Source organism: Clostridioides sp. ES-W-0016-02 (genome assembly GCF_020641035.1).
Taxonomy (GTDB): domain Bacteria; phylum Bacillota; class Clostridia; order Peptostreptococcales; family Peptostreptococcaceae; genus Clostridioides.
Genome location: NZ_CP061361.1, coordinates 2,997,159 through 3,018,378, shown reverse-complemented (window position 1 = coordinate 3,018,378; position 21,220 = coordinate 2,997,159). Strand labels below are relative to the sequence as shown.

The 21,220-nt window shown below is 29.2% G+C and carries 18 protein-coding genes; 16 read left to right on the top strand and 2 right to left on the bottom strand.

Translation table 11 applies throughout. The features are described from left to right. Positions 1-3 precede the first annotated feature (3 nt). The 4 genes from IC758_RS14300 to IC758_RS14285 are packed head-to-tail and all read left to right on the top strand — an operon-like array spanning position 4 to position 4,383. Positions 4-1,332, top strand: a complete 1,329-nt coding sequence (locus tag IC758_RS14300) for a DUF512 domain-containing protein (protein ID WP_227432430.1) — start codon at positions 4-6, stop codon at positions 1,330-1,332. Between the two features lie 27 nt (positions 1,333-1,359). Beyond that, positions 1,360-2,685 carry a ribosome biogenesis GTPase Der gene (gene der / locus IC758_RS14295; protein ID WP_255612844.1) on the top strand — a complete coding sequence of 442 codons (1,326 nt, stop codon included), beginning with the start codon at positions 1,360-1,362 and terminating at the stop codon, positions 2,683-2,685. A gap of 33 nt (positions 2,686-2,718) precedes the next feature. Then, on the top strand, positions 2,719-3,333 hold the full coding sequence (gene plsY, locus IC758_RS14290) for a glycerol-3-phosphate 1-O-acyltransferase PlsY (protein WP_227432431.1): 615 nt from the start codon (positions 2,719-2,721) through the stop codon (positions 3,331-3,333). Between the two features lie 30 nt (positions 3,334-3,363). Beyond that, complete coding sequence (locus IC758_RS14285) at positions 3,364-4,383, top strand: NAD(P)H-dependent glycerol-3-phosphate dehydrogenase (protein ID WP_227432432.1); 1,020 nt, start codon at positions 3,364-3,366, stop codon at positions 4,381-4,383. 74 nt (positions 4,384-4,457) lie between these two features. On the opposite strand, the gene IC758_RS14280 is transcribed toward IC758_RS14285, so the two are convergent. After that, the gene (locus tag IC758_RS14280) at positions 4,458-5,108 is read right to left on the bottom strand and encodes a TetR/AcrR family transcriptional regulator (protein WP_227432433.1); all 651 of its coding nucleotides are present in this window, start codon (positions 5,106-5,108) and stop codon (positions 4,458-4,460) included. A gap of 318 nt (positions 5,109-5,426) precedes the next feature. On the opposite strand from IC758_RS14280, the gene IC758_RS14275 reads away from it, so the two are divergent. The 8 genes from IC758_RS14275 (at position 5,427) to IC758_RS14240 (ending at position 17,238) form a co-directional block, all read left to right on the top strand. Continuing rightward, positions 5,427-6,566 carry a M24 family metallopeptidase gene (locus IC758_RS14275; RefSeq protein WP_227432434.1) on the top strand — a complete coding sequence of 380 codons (1,140 nt, stop codon included), beginning with the start codon at positions 5,427-5,429 and terminating at the stop codon, positions 6,564-6,566. A 14-nt stretch (positions 6,567-6,580) separates the two neighbouring features. Then, on the top strand, positions 6,581-8,035 hold the full coding sequence (locus IC758_RS14270; RefSeq protein ID WP_255612845.1) for an amino acid permease: 1,455 nt from the start codon (positions 6,581-6,583) through the stop codon (positions 8,033-8,035). Positions 8,036-8,197: 162 nt separating this feature from the next. Continuing rightward, the gene (locus tag IC758_RS14265; RefSeq protein ID WP_227432436.1) at positions 8,198-9,493 is read left to right on the top strand and encodes an MFS transporter; all 1,296 of its coding nucleotides are present in this window, start codon (positions 8,198-8,200) and stop codon (positions 9,491-9,493) included. A gap of 170 nt (positions 9,494-9,663) precedes the next feature. Beyond that, positions 9,664-11,139 carry a stage IV sporulation protein A gene (spoIVA, locus tag IC758_RS14260; RefSeq protein ID WP_227432437.1) on the top strand — a complete coding sequence of 492 codons (1,476 nt, stop codon included), beginning with the start codon at positions 9,664-9,666 and terminating at the stop codon, positions 11,137-11,139. Positions 11,140-11,321: 182 nt separating this feature from the next. Beyond that, complete coding sequence (locus IC758_RS14255; protein WP_227860545.1) at positions 11,322-13,253, top strand: hypothetical protein; 1,932 nt, start codon at positions 11,322-11,324, stop codon at positions 13,251-13,253. 66 nt (positions 13,254-13,319) lie between these two features. After that, entirely contained in the window at positions 13,320-15,296 is a 1,977-nt protein-coding gene (locus IC758_RS14250; RefSeq protein ID WP_227860544.1) for an Ig-like domain-containing protein, read from the top strand. A gap of 291 nt (positions 15,297-15,587) precedes the next feature. Continuing rightward, the gene (locus tag IC758_RS14245; protein ID WP_227432440.1) at positions 15,588-15,857 is read left to right on the top strand and encodes an ACT domain-containing protein; all 270 of its coding nucleotides are present in this window, start codon (positions 15,588-15,590) and stop codon (positions 15,855-15,857) included. A 58-nt stretch (positions 15,858-15,915) separates the two neighbouring features. Next, positions 15,916-17,238 carry a PFL family protein gene (locus IC758_RS14240; RefSeq protein ID WP_413927712.1) on the top strand — a complete coding sequence of 441 codons (1,323 nt, stop codon included), beginning with the start codon at positions 15,916-15,918 and terminating at the stop codon, positions 17,236-17,238. A 451-nt stretch (positions 17,239-17,689) separates the two neighbouring features. Here IC758_RS14240 and IC758_RS14235 read toward each other — a convergent pair whose 3' ends face one another. Continuing rightward, entirely contained in the window at positions 17,690-18,730 is a 1,041-nt protein-coding gene (locus IC758_RS14235; protein ID WP_227432442.1) for a PTS sugar transporter subunit IIC, read from the bottom strand. Positions 18,731-19,089: 359 nt separating this feature from the next. On the opposite strand from IC758_RS14235, the gene IC758_RS14230 reads away from it, so the two are divergent. From IC758_RS14230 to IC758_RS14215, 4 genes are read left to right on the top strand one after another with little or no spacing between them, the layout of a single operon-like run. Next, positions 19,090-19,725, top strand: coding sequence for an HlyD family efflux transporter periplasmic adaptor subunit (locus IC758_RS14230; protein ID WP_227482890.1), 636 nt, complete (start codon positions 19,090-19,092; stop codon positions 19,723-19,725). 9 nt (positions 19,726-19,734) lie between these two features. Further along, positions 19,735-20,439: a YggS family pyridoxal phosphate-dependent enzyme gene (locus IC758_RS14225; protein WP_227432444.1), complete on the top strand. Its 705-nt coding sequence runs from the start codon at positions 19,735-19,737 to the stop codon at positions 20,437-20,439. 39 nt (positions 20,440-20,478) lie between these two features. After that, positions 20,479-20,937 (top strand): cell division protein SepF, encoded by a 459-nt coding sequence (locus IC758_RS14220; protein WP_227432445.1) that lies wholly within the window; start codon positions 20,479-20,481, stop codon positions 20,935-20,937. Positions 20,938-20,955: 18 nt separating this feature from the next. Beyond that, on the top strand, positions 20,956-21,213 hold the full coding sequence (locus tag IC758_RS14215; RefSeq protein WP_054274603.1) for a YggT family protein: 258 nt from the start codon (positions 20,956-20,958) through the stop codon (positions 21,211-21,213). Positions 21,214-21,220: the final 7 nt, after the last annotated feature.

The following is a 21,220-nucleotide window of genomic DNA, read 5'->3' as shown; positions in this document are numbered from 1 at the left end:
AAAATGGAAGTAAATGTAAAAAAAATAAATAATATTATAAGTAAAGTTTACAAAGATAGTATTGCAGAAGAAATAGGTATAGAAGTAGGAGATTTACTTATATCTGTAAATGAACAGCCAATACATGATATAATAGAGTATAGATTCTTACTAAGTGATGAGTATTTAGAGGTAGAGATACAAAAAAAAGATGGCGAAGTCTACATATATGAGATAGAAAAAGACTATGATGAAGATTTGGGTGTTGAATTTACAAATCCAATAATTGACCAAGCTAAAAGTTGTAGAAATAAATGTATGTTTTGTTTTATAGACCAATTGCCAGAAGGAATGAGAGAAACACTTTATTTTAAAGATGATGACTCAAGATTGTCTTTTTTACAAGGAAATTTTGTTACACTTACAAATATGAGCGAAGAAGATATAAATAATATAATTAAATACAGAATAAGTCCTATAAATATATCTGTGCACACAACTAATCCAGAATTAAGACAAAAAATGATAAGTAATAAATTTGCAGGAAAATTATATGGTATAATGAAGAGATTGGCAGATGCTCATATAGAGATGAACTGTCAAATTGTTTTATGTCCAGGTATAAATGATGGAAAGGAATTGGATAGAACAATAAAAGAATTAGCTCAACTTTATCCATATGTAAATAGTGTTGCTATAGTTCCAGTTGGAATTACAAAGCATAGAGAAAATTTAGTAGAATTAAATATATTTGATAATAAGGGTGCAAGTAAAACTATAGAGCAAATACATGAAATACAACAGATATATCTTGAGAAAATAGGAACTCGATTTGCATTTTTATCAGATGAATTTTATATATTATCTAGTAGAGAATTGCCTGGATATGAAGAGTATGAAGGATTTTTACAGTTTGAAGATGGTGTAGGTATGATACGTAAGTTAAAAACAGATATTGAAGAGTATCTAAACACATTGTCTGAGAATATTCTCAAAAAAGATAAAAAGGTATCAATAGCTACTGGACATTCTGCATATGAATTTATACAAAGTATGGCAGATGCTATGATGGACAAGTTTAAAAATCTTCAAATAGATGTTTATGAAATAAAAAACAAGTTTTTTGGAGAAACAATAACAGTATCAGGCCTTTTAACAGCTAAAGATTTAAAAGAGCAACTTGAGCATAAGGAATTGGGAGAAGCTCTTTATATAACAAGAAGTATGTTAAAAGCAGATGAAGAAATTTTCTTAGATAATATTGAACTAAATCAGTTAGAAGAACTTATGAAAATAAAAATTATCCCATGTTTAAATGAAGGAAAAGATTTTGTGGATAAAATTTTAAAATAGAAAACAAAAGATGGAAGGAGAAACAACATGAGTATAAGTAGGCCAGTTGTAGCTGTAGTTGGGAGACCAAATGTTGGTAAGTCTACAATATTTAATAAATTTGCAGGAAAAAGGATATCAATAGTTGAAGATACACCAGGAGTTACAAGAGATAGAATATTTGCAGAAGTAGAATGGTTAGATAAATATTTTACATTAGTAGATACAGGAGGTATTGAGCCTGATAGCGAAGATATAATATTATCTCAAATGAGAAATCAAGCTATGCTTGCAATGGATATGTCACATGTAATACTTTTTATAGTTGATGGCAAGGCTGGAATAACAGCTGCTGATAAAGAAATTGCTCAGATACTTAGAAAAACAAAAAAACCAGTAATTTTAGTGGTTAATAAAATTGATAGTCAAAGTCAGTTTGACAATATATACGATTTTTATGAATTAGGTTTTGGAACTCCTTTTGGAGTGTCAGGAGCCAATAGTATGGGATTTGGAGACTTATTAGATGAGATAGTTCAAAATTTTCCAGCAGGATTAGATACAGAGTATGAAGAAGATATAATAAGAGTAGCTATAACAGGTAAGCCAAATGCAGGAAAGAGTTCTATACTTAATAAGATATTAGGAGAAGAAAGAGTAATTGTAAGTCCAATTGCAGGAACTACTAGGGATGCAATAGATACTTATTTTGAAAAAAATGGACAGAAGTTTCTTCTTATAGATACAGCAGGGCTTAGAAGAAAGAGCAAAATATATGAGACGATAGAAAAATACAGCGTAATAAGAGCTATGAGTGCTGTAGATAGAGCAGATGTTGTGTTAATAGTTATAGACGCTTTGGAAGGCGTTACAGAACAGGATACAAAAGTTGCAGGTATAGCACATGATGAAGGCAAGGGATGTATATTTGTAGTCAATAAATGGGACTTAATAGAAAAAGATAATAAGACAATGAGTAATTACACAAAAGATATAAAAGAAAAATTCCCATTTATGATGTATGCTCCAATAGTATTTGTTTCTGCAAAGACTAATCAAAGAATGAATAAAATATTAGACACAGTTGAATATGTATCAAATGAGCATTCTAAGAGAATATCAACTTCAGCATTAAATGAAGTAATTGGAGAAGCTGTAATGTTAAATCAGCCACCATCTGATAAAGGTAGAAGATTAAAAATTTACTATGGAACTCAAACAGACATTAGACCTCCTAAAATTACTTTATTTATAAATGACAAGAACTTAACTCACTTCTCATATCAAAGATACCTTGAAAATAAGATAAGAGAAAACTTTGGATTTGAAGGAACTTCTATAAAGTTTGAGTATAGACAAAAAAATAAAAAGTAAATATCTAAAATATAACTAAAGGGGGTAAGTTCAGTGGAAATATTTAGTTATATAATTATTGCTGTAATTGCATACTTATTAGGCAATATATCAACTTCGTATATAGTTGCAAAGCGAATTGCTGGGGTTGATATAAGGACTCAAGGTTCGGGTAATGCAGGCTCGACAAATGTACTTAGAACACTTGGGAAAAGAGCAGGAGCAATGACTTTTTTAGGTGATGTTTTTAAAGGTGTAATTGCTGTTTTGATATCGGAAATTGCAGCAAAGTTGGTTGGTATAGATACTCTTTTAGCTGGATATCTAGCAGTTATATGTGTTGTAGCAGGTCATAATTGGCCAGCAGTTTTAGGATTTAGAGGGGGTAAAGGTGTTGCAACTTCACTAGGTGCAATGCTTGCTGTAAATCCAGCAATAACATTAATGTGTTTGGCAGTGTTTATATTGGTGGTAATTATAACAAAATATGTCTCATTAGGTTCTGTTGTTGGTATAGGTTGTTCACCAATATTTATGATTATAGCAAAAAATAAAGCAGGGTTAGTTGTAGCTTTGTTTTTAACCATATCAGTAATATATAATCACAGAGCAAATATAAAGCGATTATTAAATGGGACAGAAAGAAAAATTGGTCAAAAGAAAGAATAGTAAATATATTATACTCAGGTGGTGTTAAACATGGAGAAAGTATGTGTATTAGGTACTGGAAGTTGGGGAAGTGCATTAGCTTTAGGCCTTGCAAATAAAGGTAATGATGTTAGCATGTGGACTCGAAAAGAAGAACAAGCTAAAAAAATAAACAGGACTAAAGAAAATACAGACTATTTACCAGGAGTATTATTTCCACATAATATAACTATAAGTACTGATATAGAAAAAACTATAGAAAATTGCAAAGTAATAGTTTTAGCAGTTCCATCTCAAGCAGTAAGAAGTACTTGTGAAAAAATAAAACCCTTTGTAAAAGCTGGACAGATTATCGTTAATGTAGCAAAAGGTCTTGAAAAAGGCACTGGACTTAGATTGTCTCAGGTATGTGAAGAAGAATTGCCACAAAATCCATATGTAATACTATCTGGTCCATCTCATGCTGAAGAAGTAGCAAGAAATATACCTACTACAGTAGTAGTAGCCTCTAAAGAATTAAAAATAGCACAGAGTATACAGGATTTATTTATGAGCCCTAAACTTAGAGTTTATACAAATCCAGATATAGTTGGAGTTGAACTTGGAGGAGCATTAAAAAATATTATAGCTTTCGGTGCTGGTATATGTGATGGTTTAGGGTATGGTGACAATGCAAAAGCAGCTCTTATGACAAGAGGAATTAGTGAAATGAGTAGACTTGGTACTGCTATGGGAGCTAACATGTCTACATTTGCAGGCCTTTCAGGCATTGGAGATTTAATAGTTACTTGTACAAGCATGCATAGTAGAAATAGAAGAGCGGGTATACTTATAGGACAAGGTATGAGCTTAGAAGATACATTAAAAGAAGTAAAGATGGTTGTAGAAGGAATAACGGCTACTGAAGTAGCACATGATGTTGCTGAAAAGCTGAATATAGATATGCCAATAACTAATGCTATATATTCTGTGATAACTAAAGGTGCAAATCCTAAAGAAGTTGGAATAGAGCTAATGATGAGAAGCAAAAAGCACGAAATGGAAGAAGTAGTTTTAGGTGATGATATATAAATTTATTGCATAATAAAATAAAAAAATAATAGACGTGTTTTAGCCCTCTTTATATAAAGAGGGCTATTTTAATATTACTTAGCATGTTTTATTATGTATTCAATAGAAGAAATCATTTTCATAGTTAATTCATCATCATTAGAATTTTTTCCTGTGTTCTTTTTTAAGAATAATAGATTTTGATAAAAAGAAATAATTATATCATTGATTATGCCTAAATCTTTAGCTGGTATATATCCAGTATCTACAAGATTGTTCAACAGTATTTTATTTCTTTCTTTTATACTTTTTCCTGTAATCATTAAAGATATATCACTGTCATGAATACCTAAATCTTCTGGAAACATATCATAATATTGTTTTGTTATATAACTAAGCTCATCACTGGACAAGTTAAAAAATACCTGATAAAAAGCTTGGGCATTTTCAAAAGAATGTTTACAAAATAATTTCCACATAATTATATATTTCTTATATTCATCATTTACATTCTCTATACACCTCGAAATATTCAAGTTATAATCTTTAAAATATTTTATAGATGCAAATGATATTAGATGGTCTAAATTTTTAAAGTAGTTGTATAGTGTTGAACTGTTATAGCCAGCCATATCTGCAACCTTACGAAGTGTAATATTTTCTATTCCTTCATTTTCCATAATGTTTTGAGCAGCTTCTATGAAATACATCAATATCCTTTTCTTTTGTAACTCTTTATTTGTCATTTTATTCACCTACAAATAATCAATATAGTTTATATAATCGTGATTTTATCATTAAATTTACCATAAATCAAGAATAATATCCCAAAATATAATGTATACTTGTTATATTTTAGATAATTTAAAATCATAATAATATAAAAAATATTTTAAAATTAAATCATGATTGACAAAATAATCATGATTATGATAAAATAATCACAAATAAATTTAATTTACATACGAATACAACAATTAATAAAAATGTTAATAATTTTAAAATAATATGTTTATCTTTGTTGTGTTGAATAAATTATCTAAATATTGAGAAAGAGGTGCCCTATGTCAAATAATATGAGACTAGAAAGATTAAGAAAGTATATGAATGAAAAAAACATCGAAATTGCCCTAATATTTGAACCAGACAACCAATTTTATATTAGTGGATTTAAAGCAATAACTTACTCTAGACCAATTGTAACAGTAGTAACTCAAGATAAAATAGAATTAATAGTACCTGGATTAGAGGAGCTACATGCTAAAGAAGTTGCAAAAGTTGATAATGTATATGTATATTATGAAATACCAGAGATGAAAGAACATGGAATATCACATAAACATTACTTAGATATAATTTTAAATAGATATCCTAAAGGAATAACTGTTGGGATAGAAAAAGATATAGTATCTGCAAGCTTTTCAGAATATATAACTGAGAAATCATTTGCTATTAAAGATGTTGGAAGTAAAATATTTGAAATGAGATATGTAAAAGATGCAAGAGAGATAGAATTTTTAAAGATAGCTGGTTACTTATCTGATATAGGAATAAAAGGTTCTTTGGAAAATGTTAGAGTTGGGATGAGTGAATTGGAATTTGACGTTGCAGGGGATAATGCTTTACTAAAATATGTATCTGAAAATTATCCTGATACATATATCGGATTTGCAAACTGGACTTGTTCAGGCATCGATAGAACAGCACAACCACATTTAGACTCCAATACTAGGATACTTCAAAGAGGAGATATAGTAATACATAGTAGACAGGTTTGGTATGAAAACTATAGAGCAGAAAATGAAAGAACTTTTATTATAGGTAAGCCAACAGAAAGACAAAAGGAAGTATTTAAAATTGCAGTAGAAGCTCAACAAGCTGGATTAGATACAATAAAAGCTGGTATACCAGCAAGAATGGTGGATGAAGCAGCAAGAGCTGTTGTTGCAAAGCATGGTCTAGAGTTATATTCAAATCACAGAATTGGTCATGGTTTAGGTTTATCAGAACATGAGGAACCATATTTAAGATTTGACAATGAATTAATATTAGAAGAAGGAATGGTATTTTCTATGGAACCAGGAATATATATACCTGGAATTGGAGGATTTAGACATTCAGATACAGCAATAGTAGGTAAAAATAGTGCTACAATTATAACTAATTATCCAAGAAGTGTTGAAGAGCTTATACTTGATATTTAAATTAGTACATATGTATGAATTTAAGTAAATTTGAAATTGGAGGAATTACAGTGAAAAAGAAGATTGGATTTTGGGATTTAGTATTTATGAATATATCAGCATTATTTGGGATTAGATGGATAGCTAAATCTACTGCCTCTAGTTTTGGGTTGGGTCTTGGTTCGATACCAGTTTGGTTATTGTTTGCTTTTATATTCTTTGTTCCAGCATCACTTATATGTGCAGAGTTGGCTGCAACATATCCAAAAGATGGTGGACTTGGAGAATGGGTTAAACAGGCTTATGGAGAGAAGTGGGGATTTATGGTGTCATGGTTAAATTGGACATCAAAGATATTTTGGTATTCCTCATTCTTGACATTCTTAGCTATAAATATTGCTTATATGCTTGGAAATCCAGCTCTATCAAACAATAAGATGTTTATTTTAGTGCTTTCACTCATAATATTCTGGATGTTATCCTTAGTAAGTACTCGTGGAATGGCATTTGGAAAATTCTTTACAAATACAGGAGCATTAGGTTCTACAATTCCTGCTATATTACTTATAGTGATGGCATTTATGTCTGTAGTTATTCTCAAAAAAGCTCCATCAGCATCTGTATATACAATCCAAAATATAATACCAAAGATAGATGCTAATTCACTAGTTTCTATATCTGCTATAATATTTGCACTATCAGGAGCTGAAACAACTGCTAATTTCATAACCGAAATGGATAATGCTAAGAAAAACTTCCCTAAAGCTATATTGACAGTAGCTGTTTTAATAGGAGGAATCTATATCCTAGGTTCAGTAGCAATAACAATGATACTTCCTCCAGATGAAATTGCAGCATCGACAGGAATACTAGATGCGCTAGCTAAAGTTGCACAAGATTTAGGAATAGGAAGCTGGTTTATAAGAGTAGTAGCATTTGGGATAACTTTATCAGTACTTGGAGCACTAATACTTTATATAGCAGGTCCAGTAAAGATGCTTTTTGGAAATGTAAAAGAAGGTGTATTTCCTAAGCAATTAACTGTTACAAATAAACACAATATACCATCAAATGCTGTAGTAATTCAAGCTATAATAGTGAGTCTACTTCTTATAGGAACAAATTTACTGCCGTCAGTAGATAATATATATAATGTCCTTGTAACTATGACAGCATTAACAGCCTTGTTTCCATATGTATTACTTTTTACGTCATATATAAGACTTAGAAAGACAAGACCAAACGAAGAAAGACCATACTCAATTGCAAAAAGTGATTCAGTTTGTATCAATATAGCCAGAATGGTACTTGTAGTGACTGTAGTAGGGATACTTTTCTCAACAGCACCAGTTATGGAGACTTTAAAGGATAATATAGTCTATGAGATTGAAATGATAGGTGGAGGTCTTTTTGTTATAATAACAGGTTTAATGATATGGAAGAACTATGAAAAGAAGGTATCTAATAATTCTGGAGATTCCTATAAATAAAAATATAATTATTTTAGTGAACTAAAAGCGTATCTCTTTAGTTCACTAAAAATTATGGATAAATTAACTTAACATATCAATAAATCTATAATATATTGAAATGTTAAAAAATCAATAATTAGTTGTCATAAAAATTTATGAGTATTTACATAAGGAGGAAATATGTCAGTTGAAGTGAATAAACCAAGCATTTGGAAAAATTTCAAAGTCTTGATAATACTCTTTGTAGCAGGAGCCTTTATATATGCTTTACCATATTTAAAGAATTATTACTATGACACTTTTGCACAAGCATTTAATCTTACAAATACACAAATGGGGAGTTTAGGAAGCATTTATGGTCTACTTGCAATGGTATCATACCTTTTTGGTGGTTTCTTAGCAGACCGTATTTCAGCCAGAAAACTACTTTCAGGTTCTTTAATTATTACAGGGGTATCTGGTCTTGTATTAACGCTTTATCCTCCATATATTGTTGTATTTTTAATCCATGCTTTATGGGGAATAACAACAATACTTACTTTTTGGCCAGCTCTTGTAAAAGCTGTCAGGATGTTAGCATCTGAAAATGAACAAGGAAAAGCTTTTGGATTTATGGAAAGTGGTCGTGGAATTACCAATGCAATTCATTTATCTATAGTCTTAATATTATTTGGATATATTTCATCAAAAGTAAGTGATAAATCTGGTCTTACAGCTATTATAGTACTGTATTCAGCTATAAATGTAATAGTTGGATTATTAGTATTTTTTAAGTTAAAAGATAATGAAAAAGAGGTATCAGCCAAATTTGATAAAGAAGCTTTCTTTACAGTAATAAAAATGCCTCATACATGGATAATAACAATAATAATGTTTTGCTCATATTCAGCTAATATGTCATTTTATTATTTTACGCCGTATTCAACTGAAGCATTTGGAGCTACTGTAGTATTTGCATCTGCAATATCAATATTAGCTCAGTACTGTAGACCAGTAGCATCAGCTGCTTCTGGATTGCTTGGAGATAAAGTTGGTTCATCAAAGATTATATCTTATGGATTTATACTTATGATTGCAGGACTTTTAGGTGTAATCTTTACACCAACGAAATCTTCTATGATTTATGTACTATTGATTGGATGTGTTGCAATATATGTATCTATGTATGCAATTCAAGGTTTACATTATTCATTACTTGAAGAAGGTAATTATTCACTATCAATATCAGGAACTGCTATAGGTATAGTTGCTACATTAGGATATCTTCCAGAAGTACTTTGTCCTCTAGCAGCAGGAAAGATATTAGATGCATTTCCAGGTGTAACTGGATATAAGTACTACTTCATTGTTCTTACTATAGTAGCCATAATTGGATTGGTGTTTACATTTATATGGATGAATATGACTAAAGAAAGACGTAAAGAGCTTATTGAAATGAATAGTAAGTCAAATGAAAATACTACTAAAGTTAGTTAATATAATACATTACTATTTAGGCTAGCATTATAATTTAATTTACATTGAAATTTGCAAATTTCTATATGTAAACTAAATTAATATTGCTGGTCTTTATTTTTCTATTTTAAGAATATTAACCTCGAAATCTAAATATAATTTAATAAGATTAGATGTATAGGAGGAATAATATGAATAATAACATATACGAAGATATATCCAAAAGGACTCAGGGGGATATATATATTGGAGTAGTGGGGCCTGTAAGAACAGGAAAATCAACTTTTATAAGAAAGTTTATGGAAAAGTTGGTTATCCCAAATATAGACAATGAGTTCAAAAAAGATAGAACAAGAGATGAGATACCTCAAAGTGGTTCAGGCAAAACTATAATGACAGTAGAGCCAAAATTTGTACCAGCAGATGGTGTAGAAATTAAAATAAAAGACACAGTATCTTTAAAAGTGAGAATGGTAGATTGTGTTGGATACATAGTTGAAGGAGCTTTAGGTCATGAGGAAGGTGGAAAGCAAAGATTAGTATCCACTCCTTGGTCACAAGAAGCTATGACATTTGAGAAAGCAGCAGAGATAGGGACTAAAAAAGTTATAAAAGACCATTCTACAATAGGAATAGTTGTCTTGACAGATGGCTCAGTTACTGGTATTGATAGAAAAAGCTATGTAGAGCCAGAAGAGAGAGTTATACAAGAATTAAAAAATCTTAAAAAACCATTTGCTGTAGTTTTAAATACGTTAAGTCCTAGAAGTGAAGAAACAAGTCTGCTTAGAAATGAATTAGAGGAAAAATATGAAGTTCCAGTCCTTCCAATGAATATAGTTGAAATGGAAGATGAGGATATAGAAGAAGTTATGGAAACTGTACTATATGATTTCCCACTTACAGAAATAAGAATAAACTTACCTAAATGGGTGGAAGGTCTTGAGAGAAATCACTGGATAAAAAGTAGTATAATAACAACATTAAAACAGAGCATTATAGATATAGGTAAAATAAGAGATATAGAAGGAATTATGCAAGGTTTCTCTGAGTTAGATTTTTTAGATGATACAGGTGTTGACCATGTAGAGTTAGGGGAAGGTGTCATAAACATTGACTTACAAACAAAGCAAGATTTATTCTATAATGTCCTTGAAGAAAAAAGTGGATTTAAAATTGAAGGGGATTATCAATTACTTAGCCTGATAACTAGACTATCTAAAGTTAAAAATGAGTATGATAAGATAGAAAGCGCTTTAATAGATGCTAAGATAAAAGGATATGGAGTAGTAGCCCCTTCTTTAGAAGAACTTAGCTTGGAAGAACCAGAAATAATGAAACAAGGAAAACAGTATGGTATTAAGTTAAAAGCTAATGCACCATCACTTCACATTATAAAAGCAGATATATCTACAGAAGTTTCTCCTATAGTTGGAAATCAAAATCAAGGTGAGGAGATGATAAAATATCTTATGGAGGTATTTGAAGAGCAACCAGCAGATTTATGGGAATCAAATATGTTTGGGAAGTCACTTCATGATTTAGTAAAAGAACAGCTTCAAAGTAAATTGTATACTATGCCAGAGGAAATAAGAGTCAAGATGCAAAAGACTCTACAAAAAATTGTAAATGAAGGAAGTTCTAATATCATAACTATTTTGTTATAAAAATATAGCTACTTGTTAAAGTAAAATATTTGTTTACTTTAACAAGTAGCTTTTTATTTATAAAAATCAATAAAAGTTTTTATATAAATTGACAATAATTGATAATTGTGGAAAAATTATAATGAGTAAAGTATATTTTTAGACAAGGCTGTTTTAAGCTAAAAAAATTCTAGAGGTGTAGTATGAGAAAGTATGAGATATTTATTTTTGTAAATATAATATTTTTATGTTTTATAAGTTTTCCACATAAAGTCTTTGGACAAGAGGATAATTGCCTTGAAGATTTTAAAATATGGTATCAAGAAAATAAAAACAATACTGGAGAGATGGTCTACACTCTTTCTTGTGATATGGTGATAGATGAAGAATATAGGTTTTTCACTCCAGATGAAGCTAAACTCACAATAGATACTAATAAATATAAAATTTTAATAAAAGACCAAGGGAATTTTATAATTCAAGAAAATGAATTGAATATAGTAGGAGAGGGTGGAGAAGATGGAGTAATACATGTAGAAAAAGGAGGAAGATTAAATATAGGTATAGATAATATAATTGCTACCAACGGAACTGCTTTATATATTGAAGAAGGAGGTTATTTAAGATTTAGTTCATACTATGAAAGTATTGGAAATATAAGGGCAAATGGAAATAATGCTATAGGAATTTATTCTGAAAATGACATTAGAGTGCCATATAAAGATATAGAGGTAAGAGGGAAAAATGCTGTAGGAGTATATTGTAAAGGTGATATTGAGTTGGAAAGTACATCAGTAAGAGCTTATGATAATGACAACAAAACTAGATTATTAAGAAGTTCAGATAAAACTGTTAAATCAATTGTATCAAAAAGTAAAAATATTTATATAATTGATAGTTATAATGAGTTTATACCAGCCATATCTGAAGATTCTGGATATAATATTGTAAAATGTTGTCATAGGGGAATTAATGTATTTAGTGAAGAAATAAAAGTAAGTAAAGATGATAAAATAGAAAATATAAAATTTCCCAAAGATATGGTATTAGAAACATCTAGTAGTAATCAAATAGATATAGATGTAGAATGGGATTTTACTGATTATTATGAAAAGCTAAAAAAAGAAGAAAATTTTAGTATAACAGGAAAGTTTAAAACAGAAACATTAAATAAAGAAAAAATTATAATAAATGATGATGTTGTTCCTATTTTGAATATATCTGTTATAGAGAAAAAACCAATAGATAATTTGGAATTGGAATTTCAAAATACAAGAAATGGATATGTAGCTGCTTTGTATTATGACATGCCATATAGTGCAAGTAAAGTTTTTGTTGAATATTCAAGTGACGGAATAAATTGGATATCTGAAGAACAGGAGGATATTAGAGACCAAGCTATACTTTTCTTTGAAGATTTTAAGCTGCGTTGTTTTAGAGTAAGAGTGGAAGGAGGATTAAAAGAAGGGTATTCAAATATAGTTTTTAAACCAGGATTTATAATGGGAGGTGGTGATAGCCAAGAGACACCAGATGATGAACGGGAAAATGATGATATTGATGGAGACCGTGGTGGTGGCGGTAGAGATGACCCAGATAGAGAAGATTCTGAGATTATTGGAGATACAAATGACAATAATGAGAATGAAGCTATTGATAAGCAAAGACCTGAAGATTCTAATAAAGATACAGAATCTAATGATGAAGAAAAAGACAATAAACTTCAGCAAGATGAAAAAAAAGATAAGTCAGATGAAAAAGATATTAAGACAGAGAATGAAACAAATAAAAACATTAACAATCAAGACAAAAACTTTAAAAGCAATGATTTAATCATGAAAAATAAAATTGAAAGTAGTTTAAAGGAAATATTAACAGAAAGTCATAATGAAAATTATAAATCTCCTCAAAATACATTTAATGACGATAATGCCTTAAATCGAGAAGATACTTCTGAAGTAGGTAAGTTTAATGATAAATTAGACTCTCCTTCTCAATCACAGAATAAAACTCAAAATTTTAATAGTGGAATCATCATTGGAATTGGAATTGTAGTTTTAAGCATGCTATGTTCAATAATAGCAGTAAATCCTGGTATCATAAAGCATATAAATAAATTTATAAAATTTAAATAGTAAAATAAGTAAAATTGTTTAAAATAACTCAATTTTATTTGATAAGAGAATTAGTAGGAGAAAAATATGAGCAAAACAAACAAAGCTTTTATTCTTATAAATTCGTTAATTATGATTTTTGCACTTTTTCCAAATAAGAGTTTTTCCCAAGAAAATAATTGTCTGAATGATTTTAAAAGTTGGATTTTGAAAAATGAATATAATAATAAAAAAATAGTTTACACTCTTTCTTGTGATATGGTAATAGATGGTTATTTTGAACTTAGTATTCCATATGGAACTAAGATTACAATAGATACCAATAAGTATAAAATACTCATAAAAGATAAAGGGAACTTTTTTATCAATGGGAATGAATTAAATATAATTGGAGAAGGTGAAACAGACGGTGTAATTCATGTAGAACGAGGAGGAAAGCTAAGGATAGGGATAGATAATATAACTGCTTTAAATGGAACTGCTTTGTATGCAGAAGAAGAAGCTGATTTAATTATAGATACATATTATGGTGAGGTTGGAAACATAAAAGCAAGTGGAGAAAACGCTATAGGAATTTATTCGGAAAATAATGTTAGAGTAGACTGTAAAACGATTGAAGTTGATGGAGAAAATGCTATAGGAATTTATTCTAAGGGAGAAGTCGAAATAGAGGATACTTCAGTAATTGTCAATGATGATAATAAACAGCAAAGTTTAGGGTTAAGAAGTAACAATAAAAAAGGACGGTCAATTGTATCAGAGATCAAGAATGTCTATATTATAGGAGAGCAAAATACAATAATGCCAGATATACCTCAAGATGATGATTATAATATTATAAGGTGTAATTGCAGAGGTATTGGAGTCTTTGAAGAGGAAATAATGATAACAAAAGAAGATAAAATAGAAGATTTAAAATTTCCTCAAACTGTAACTTTAAAAACTTCTAGTGGAAAGTTTAAAAGGTTAGATGTGGACTGGGATTTATCAAATTACTATACTGATTTAAATAAAAATGCAGAGTTCGTGATAAAAGGAAAATTTAAAGAAGAATATCTAAATGAAAATAATATAGTGCTAAATCATAATGTTGCGCCTATTTTATATGTTCATGTTACAAATAAAGGACCTATAAACGATTTAGAAGTATCTTTTATAAACTCAAAAAAGGGTTATTCAGCTATTTTAGATTACAGTATGCCATATAATGCCAAGAAGGTATTTGTAGAATATTCTGATGATGGTATAAATTGGGTAAGCAAAGAATTAAATTATATTAGTAACCAAATTATACTTGATTTTGAAGATTTTAAATTGAGATGTTTTAGAGTAAATGTAGAAGGTGGATTAAGGGACGGATATTCAAATATATTTTTAAAACCAGGATTTGTGATGGGTGGAGGCAATGGTCAGATGACACCAGAAGATGACCGAGACGTTATTATAGATGGAGGTGATCGTGGAGGTGGTGGTAGAGATGACCCAGATAGAGATGGCAGTAGTGAAAATGAGGGTAATAACAATAAAAATAAAGAAGAAGATAATAATGAAAATAAAGAAAATACTGACAATGGTAGTAATGAAAATAATGATTCTAATGGAGGAAAACCAAATGATTCAGAAGATAACATAGGACCAAGTGCTGGTGGTGTCGATAATAAAAATCATCAAAATAATAAAGAAAATACTGATATAAATGCTGATAAAGAAAATGATTATGAGTATAAAAATAAATTTAATAGTAAAAATTTAATGATAGAAGATGATAGCAATTGTAATTTAAAACAGAAATCAGTATTTAGCAATAATAATCAATATTTCTCTTATGGAGAGGCTTTTGTAAACGGAAATAAAGAAATAAACAATGAAAAATCAGGAGTAAATAATTATGATGAAATAGCAAATGACAATGAGAATCTTAAATCTATATTTAAAAAATATAATTTAAATAGAGAGATTTTCTTTTTACTTTGTATATTAACTCCAACTATGATTGTTTCTATATTAGCTGTAAATCCAAGTGTAAGAAAAAATGTAATAGAATTCATACAAATAAAAAAATAATTTTTAAAAAGGTATTATTTAGTAAATTATAAAGCTACTAAGTAATGCCTTTCATTATTATGAAAACTATATATAACTATTAATAAAATGATATATAATATACAGTTTGGTTAAATAGTATAAAAATAATAGAATATTGAAAAAAAATTGACAAATGAATATATAGGTATTAAAATATATTAAATATATACATAAAAAGTGATTTACCAACAAATAAATGAAATATATGTTAGCAACTAGTTCAATTTGTAAAAATGTAAGATTTATAAAAAAATAAGGGAGGATATTATTATGAGAGCAATTTTAACAGTGATTGGAAAGGATAAACCAGGTATAGTAGCAGGAATTAGTGATGAGCTATACAAGCAAAATATTAATATAGTAGATATTTCACAAAAAATACTTCAAGAATATTTTACAATGATTATGGTAGTTGATTTAGAAAAAGCATTAAATTCTTTTGAGCAAACGGTTGAAGATTTAATTGAAAGAGGAAAGAAATTATCAGTAGATGTAAAAATTCAAAGAGAAGAAATCTTTAATTCAATGCATAATCTGTAGTAAATAGTAAGGGGAGGTGATAACAGTGAATGTAGGAAATATACTTGAAACAATCAAGATGATAGATGAAGAACAGTTAGATATAAGAACTATAACTATGGGGATTTCATTACTAGATTGTATAGACCCTGATGGAGATAAAGCGAGAGAAAAAATATATAATAAAATTATGAATTCTGCTAAAGACTTAGTAAAAGCTGGTAAGGATATAGAACGTGAATTTGGTATTCCAATTGTAAATAAAAGAGTATCAGTAACTCCAATATCCATTATTGCAGGTGCAACAGATGAAGAAGATTATGTGAAATTCGCACAGACATTAGATAAAGCAGCAGAGGATTTAGGAATAGACTTTATTGGTGGATTCTCAGCATTGGTTCAAAAGGGATATACAAAAGGTGATAAGATATTAATTAAATCAATTCCAAGAGCTTTGGCAAGTACTAATAAGGTATGTGCTTCAGTAAATGTAGGTTCTACACGATGTGGTATAAATATGGATGCAGTAAAAGAAATGGGAGAAATTATAAAAGAAACTGCAGAAATGACAAAAGATGCAAAAGGATTTGGTTGTGCAAAACTAGTAGTATTTTGTAATGCAGTAGAAGATAATCCATTTATGGCAGGAGCATTCCATGGTGTTGGTGAAGCAGATAGAATTATCAATGTTGGTGTAAGTGGTCCTGGTGTTGTTAAGAGAGCTTTAGAAAAGGTAAAAGGAGAGCCATTTGATGTTGTTGCAGAAACTGTTAAAAAGACAGCATTTAAAATTACAAGAGTTGGACAACTTGTAGCGAAAGAAGCTTCTAGTAGACTAGATGTTCCATTTGGAATAATAGACCTATCATTAGCCCCTACACCTGCAATTGGAGATTCAGTAGCAAATATATTAGAAGAGATGGGACTTGAAGTTGTTGGTACTCATGGTACTACAGCAGCACTAGCTCTTTTAAATGATGCAGTTAAAAAGGGTGGAGTTATGGCATGTTCACATGTTGGAGGACTCAGTGGAGCGTTTATACCAGTATCTGAAGATGCAGGTATGATTGATGCTGTTATTAAGGGTGCTTTAAGTATAGATAAACTTGAAGCTATGACTGCAATTTGTTCTGTAGGTCTTGATATGATAGCTGTGCCAGGAGATACTACAGCAGGTACACTTGGAGCTATGATAGCTGATGAAGCAGCAATAGGTATGATTAATAATAAGACTACAGCAGTTAGAATTATACCAGCACCAGGGTGTGATGTAGGTGATATGGTCGAGTTTGGAGGTCTTTTAGGACGAGCACCAGTAATGCCTATAAATAAAAATTCATCTGAACTGTTTACTCAAAGAGGAGGAAGAATTCCAGCTCCTATACATTCATTTAAAAACTAAGTACATTACATATAATAATATTCAAATAAAGATTTATATGACAGAATTAAAGTTGTCTATGTGAGTCTATATATTGAAAGATTATAATTAAAATAATAAATTTTAAAATTTTTGTTGAGATTGTGATAACAACAAAGCGATACATAGACTTTTTAAAAGGTCATGTATCGCTTTTATTTTTTAATATTATCTAATTATTAAATAGAACTTTTTATGTACCTTAAAAGTTATGATATCTAATAGTAATAAATTATACTAACATTTATTTTTAATACATCAACTAAATAAAAAACTAAATAAAAAGTAAATTAAAAAAATAAAAAACTATCTAAATATTTAACACACATAATAATCATAAATAAATATAAAAATAAAACGCTTGCAATTAATAAAATTGCCTACAATATAAAACTTTATCATTTAAAATATTAATTTATAAATCTTATTATTTTTAAGCAATTTCTTTTTCTACATCAGTACCACGTATTTCACCAGCAGTAAGAACTTTAAAAGTACTGAATATTTTCGAGCCTAAAAATCCTGCAGCTACATTAAATAAGGCACATAAGCCAGCTGTTATGAGTACTTGATTAACTGGATTATAGGCAAACATTATAGCAAATCCAGCTACAGGTGTAGCTGTACCTGGAGTCATATTTACAAGACCCATCAAAGCTACAATGATACCAGAAAAAGCACCTCCAAAGAAATTAGTACAATATATAGGTATTGGATTTGCCGAAATTATGTCTGATTGAGTCAATGGTTCAATAGCAACAGATATAATATCTTTTTTAGATCCTAACTTCAATCTTGCAAATAATGTTGAGTTCATAAAAGCTGAACCAAAAGCACCTAATGCTCCTATTGCCATAGGAAGACCAGTAAGACCAATTATAGACGTAAGCGCCATTGAACTAAGTGGAGATGTACCAACTACTGTTATTAAGCCTCCTAATATAATTCCCATTACTATAGGACTAATATTAGTAGCCTCTATTAAAACTTGTCCGATTTGTAGTAGTGTACTATTAACTAATGGGTCTACATTTGATGCTATAAGACGAGATAGTGGTGCACATAGAAGGATTACAACTACTAAATCCACTCCAGGTGGTACCTTTTTCTCTATAAACTTAATTAAGAAAGAAACAAAGTATCCAGCAACGAATCCAGATAATATAGAAAAATCTAAACATGATAATCCTATTAAAACAGCATAAACTGGAGATACACCAAGAGCTAATGGCACAAGTATAGCAGCAGCAACTCCACCAAGGCTACCATTAGCGGCTCCAACACTTCTAAAAAATTCCATACCTAAAACGTCGCCAAGTAAAGAAAGATTGAATGCCTCGACTAAGAAAGTAGCACAAGCAGCACTTGCAAGAGCTCCCATAGCTTTCATACCATATGGAGCTTTGTAACTAAAAATTGTGAAACAACATAGAACCAATAAAAGTAAACCTGTTCCTAATAAAATTTCTGACATAAGAAAATCCTCCTTGTATTTTTTTTAGGACATAAACTTTTGCTTATGATAACGTTATCCTAATGTGTAAATAATTAACTAATTAATGACAACAGAACAAAAGTAATTTTAAATTTTAATTGGTTTTATATTGTATCTAAAAATAAAAATAACTATAAAGGTATATAAAGCAAGTTTAAAATCTAAGTTAAACTTATACTTTACAATATAATTATATATAAATAATACAATCTTGTATAGGAAGATTGATAAAAAATAAATTTAATATGAAAAAAAACAATTATTATCATATAAAAAAGGAATAAACCTTTTTTAGAAGAAGTATTTATAATGAAAGAAATTATATAGGGGGAGAGTCTTTGAAAAAGGTTAAATATACCAGATTAGTGATACTTGGTATTCTTATATATTTAGTATTTAATATTTTAGTAATGATTATTAGTAAGAATGTAGATACATTAGTATTAAAATCTGAAGTAGTCGATGCAAAAATTAGTACAGAAGGTACTCTAGAAAAAGACTTTAATGACCAGAGTAGTTATTTATCAATATATGTTGATAAAGAAGATTATAAAAGATTTGAAAAAAATCAAGATGTCGTAATTGAATATGACAAACAAAAAATAGATGCAAAAGTTTACAAAATATATAAAAATAATAATAAAATAATGGTAAAATTAAAAATAAGTAACCAAATTATTGGAAATCAGGATACAAGTGTCGAAGAATTTGATATAATATATAATCAGATGGAATGTTTAAAAATACCTAAAACTTCTATAAAAACAAAAGACAATAAACGTGGTGTATATGTAATTGATGAACAATCACAAAGTGTAAAATTTGTCATACTAGAAGGGATAACTTATGAAAATGAATCTTCTGTATTTGTGGATTATTATAAAAATGACATAAATGGAGTTAAAAGTGTTAATCTATATGACAAAATAATTTTAAGACCTAACAAAATAAACACAAATATAAGGATAAAGTAGGTGATAATAATGGGTTCTGTTAAAGAGAATTTATCTGAAATAAGAAGTAAAATTGATGAAGCTGCAAAAAAAGTAAATAGAGATAGTAAAGAAATTACTCTTTTAGCAGTTACTAAAACTGTTGATGTAGATTTAGTTAATGAAGCAATGGAAGAAGGAATTACTTCTGTTGGTGAAAATAAACCTCAAGAATTAGCTAGAAAGTATGATATTATAGGTGACAAACTAAATTGGCACTTAATAGGAACTTTGCAAACAAATAAAGTTAAGTACATAATAGATAAAGTTTGTATGATACATTCTTTAGATAGAGTCGCATTATGCGAGGAAATTCAAAAACGGGCTGAGCAAATAAATAGAGAAATAGATTGCTTAGTACAAGTGAATATATCTAAAGAAGAATCTAAACATGGACTTGATAAAGGAGAAGTTATAGATTTTGTCAAAGAAGTGTCAGAAAAATATAAAAATATAAAAATAAAAGGTCTAATGACAATGGCACCTTTTGTAGCAGATGAAGATGAAATAAGAGGTGTATTCAAAGGTCTTAAAGATTTATCAACACAAATAAAAGAATTAAACATATCTAATGTAGGTATGGATGTTTTATCAATGGGAATGAGTCACGATTATGAAATTGCTATAGAGGAAGGGGCTACCATTGTTAGAGTTGGAACATCAATCTTTGGAGAAAGAAATTACAATAAAAAATAATTACTCAAATCTGAATAAATTCTAAGGAGGAAGTTAATAATGTCAAATGGAATAATATCTAAATTTAAGAACTGGATAGTTGATGAAGATGAAGATTATGTTGAAGATGAATATGAAGGTGGTATGGAAGATATAGTTCAAGAGGAAGAAATAAATGGAGGATTTAGTGCTGCAAAGGCAAATAAAATTGTAAATTTACATACAACTTCTCAAATGAAAGTTGTAATAGTTGAACCTAAAGTTTATGATGAAGCTGCAACTATAGCAGACCATCTAAAACAAAGAAGGGCAGTTATAGTGAATTTGGAAGGATTGACTAATTCTGAAGTTCGTAAATCTATATTTAATTTTATGAATGGAGCGGTTTATGTTTTAGATGGAAGTATACAAAAGGTTTCTAAGTCAATATTTATACTAGCTCCTAATAATGTAGATATAGATGCAAATATGAAAAAAGAATTAGAAAGCAAAGCATTCTTCCCTTGGCAAAATAAATAGTAAAAAGGCGGTTAATGTATGGGAACAATAAGAATTGCACTATATTATCTTTTAGACATAATAGCATGGATGATAGTTATAAAAAGCTTGATGACTTGGTTTCCAAATGGAAGACAAAGCAAAATTTTTGAGATTTTAGAAAATCTTACAGAGCCAATAGAAGGTCCAATCAGGTCTATAATGTACAAATACACAAATGGGCCGATAGATTTTTCTCCTTTAATTGCAATAGTATTATTGATGTTCCTAAGACAATTAGTATTGGTTATATTCTAAGGTGATA

What these genes read in the sequence shown, in the direction of transcription:
- IC758_RS14255 (WP_227860545.1), top strand. Translation starts at nt 11,322, where the DNA reads ATGAGAAAGTATGAGATATTTATTTTTGTAAATATAATATTTTTATGT.
- der (WP_255612844.1), top strand. Translation starts at nt 1,360, where the DNA reads ATGAGTATAAGTAGGCCAGTTGTAGCTGTAGTTGGGAGACCAAATGTT.
- IC758_RS14300 (WP_227432430.1), top strand. Translation starts at nt 4, where the DNA reads ATGGAAGTAAATGTAAAAAAAATAAATAATATTATAAGTAAAGTTTAC.
- IC758_RS14270 (WP_255612845.1), top strand. Translation starts at nt 6,581, where the DNA reads ATGAATTTAAGTAAATTTGAAATTGGAGGAATTACAGTGAAAAAGAAG.
- IC758_RS14215 (WP_054274603.1), top strand. Translation starts at nt 20,956, where the DNA reads ATGGGAACAATAAGAATTGCACTATATTATCTTTTAGACATAATAGCA.
- IC758_RS14275 (WP_227432434.1), top strand. Translation starts at nt 5,427, where the DNA reads ATGTCAAATAATATGAGACTAGAAAGATTAAGAAAGTATATGAATGAA.
- IC758_RS14265 (WP_227432436.1), top strand. Translation starts at nt 8,198, where the DNA reads ATGTCAGTTGAAGTGAATAAACCAAGCATTTGGAAAAATTTCAAAGTC.
- IC758_RS14250 (WP_227860544.1), top strand. Translation starts at nt 13,320, where the DNA reads ATGAGCAAAACAAACAAAGCTTTTATTCTTATAAATTCGTTAATTATG.
- IC758_RS14285 (WP_227432432.1), top strand. Translation starts at nt 3,364, where the DNA reads ATGGAGAAAGTATGTGTATTAGGTACTGGAAGTTGGGGAAGTGCATTA.
- IC758_RS14280 (WP_227432433.1), bottom strand. Translation starts at nt 5,108, where the DNA reads ATGACAAATAAAGAGTTACAAAAGAAAAGGATATTGATGTATTTCATA.
- spoIVA (WP_227432437.1), top strand. Translation starts at nt 9,664, where the DNA reads ATGAATAATAACATATACGAAGATATATCCAAAAGGACTCAGGGGGAT.
- IC758_RS14220 (WP_227432445.1), top strand. Translation starts at nt 20,479, where the DNA reads ATGTCAAATGGAATAATATCTAAATTTAAGAACTGGATAGTTGATGAA.
- IC758_RS14235 (WP_227432442.1), bottom strand. Translation starts at nt 18,730, where the DNA reads ATGTCAGAAATTTTATTAGGAACAGGTTTACTTTTATTGGTTCTATGT.
- IC758_RS14240 (WP_413927712.1), top strand. Translation starts at nt 15,916, where the DNA reads ATGATAGATGAAGAACAGTTAGATATAAGAACTATAACTATGGGGATT.
- IC758_RS14245 (WP_227432440.1), top strand. Translation starts at nt 15,588, where the DNA reads ATGAGAGCAATTTTAACAGTGATTGGAAAGGATAAACCAGGTATAGTA.
- IC758_RS14225 (WP_227432444.1), top strand. Translation starts at nt 19,735, where the DNA reads ATGGGTTCTGTTAAAGAGAATTTATCTGAAATAAGAAGTAAAATTGAT.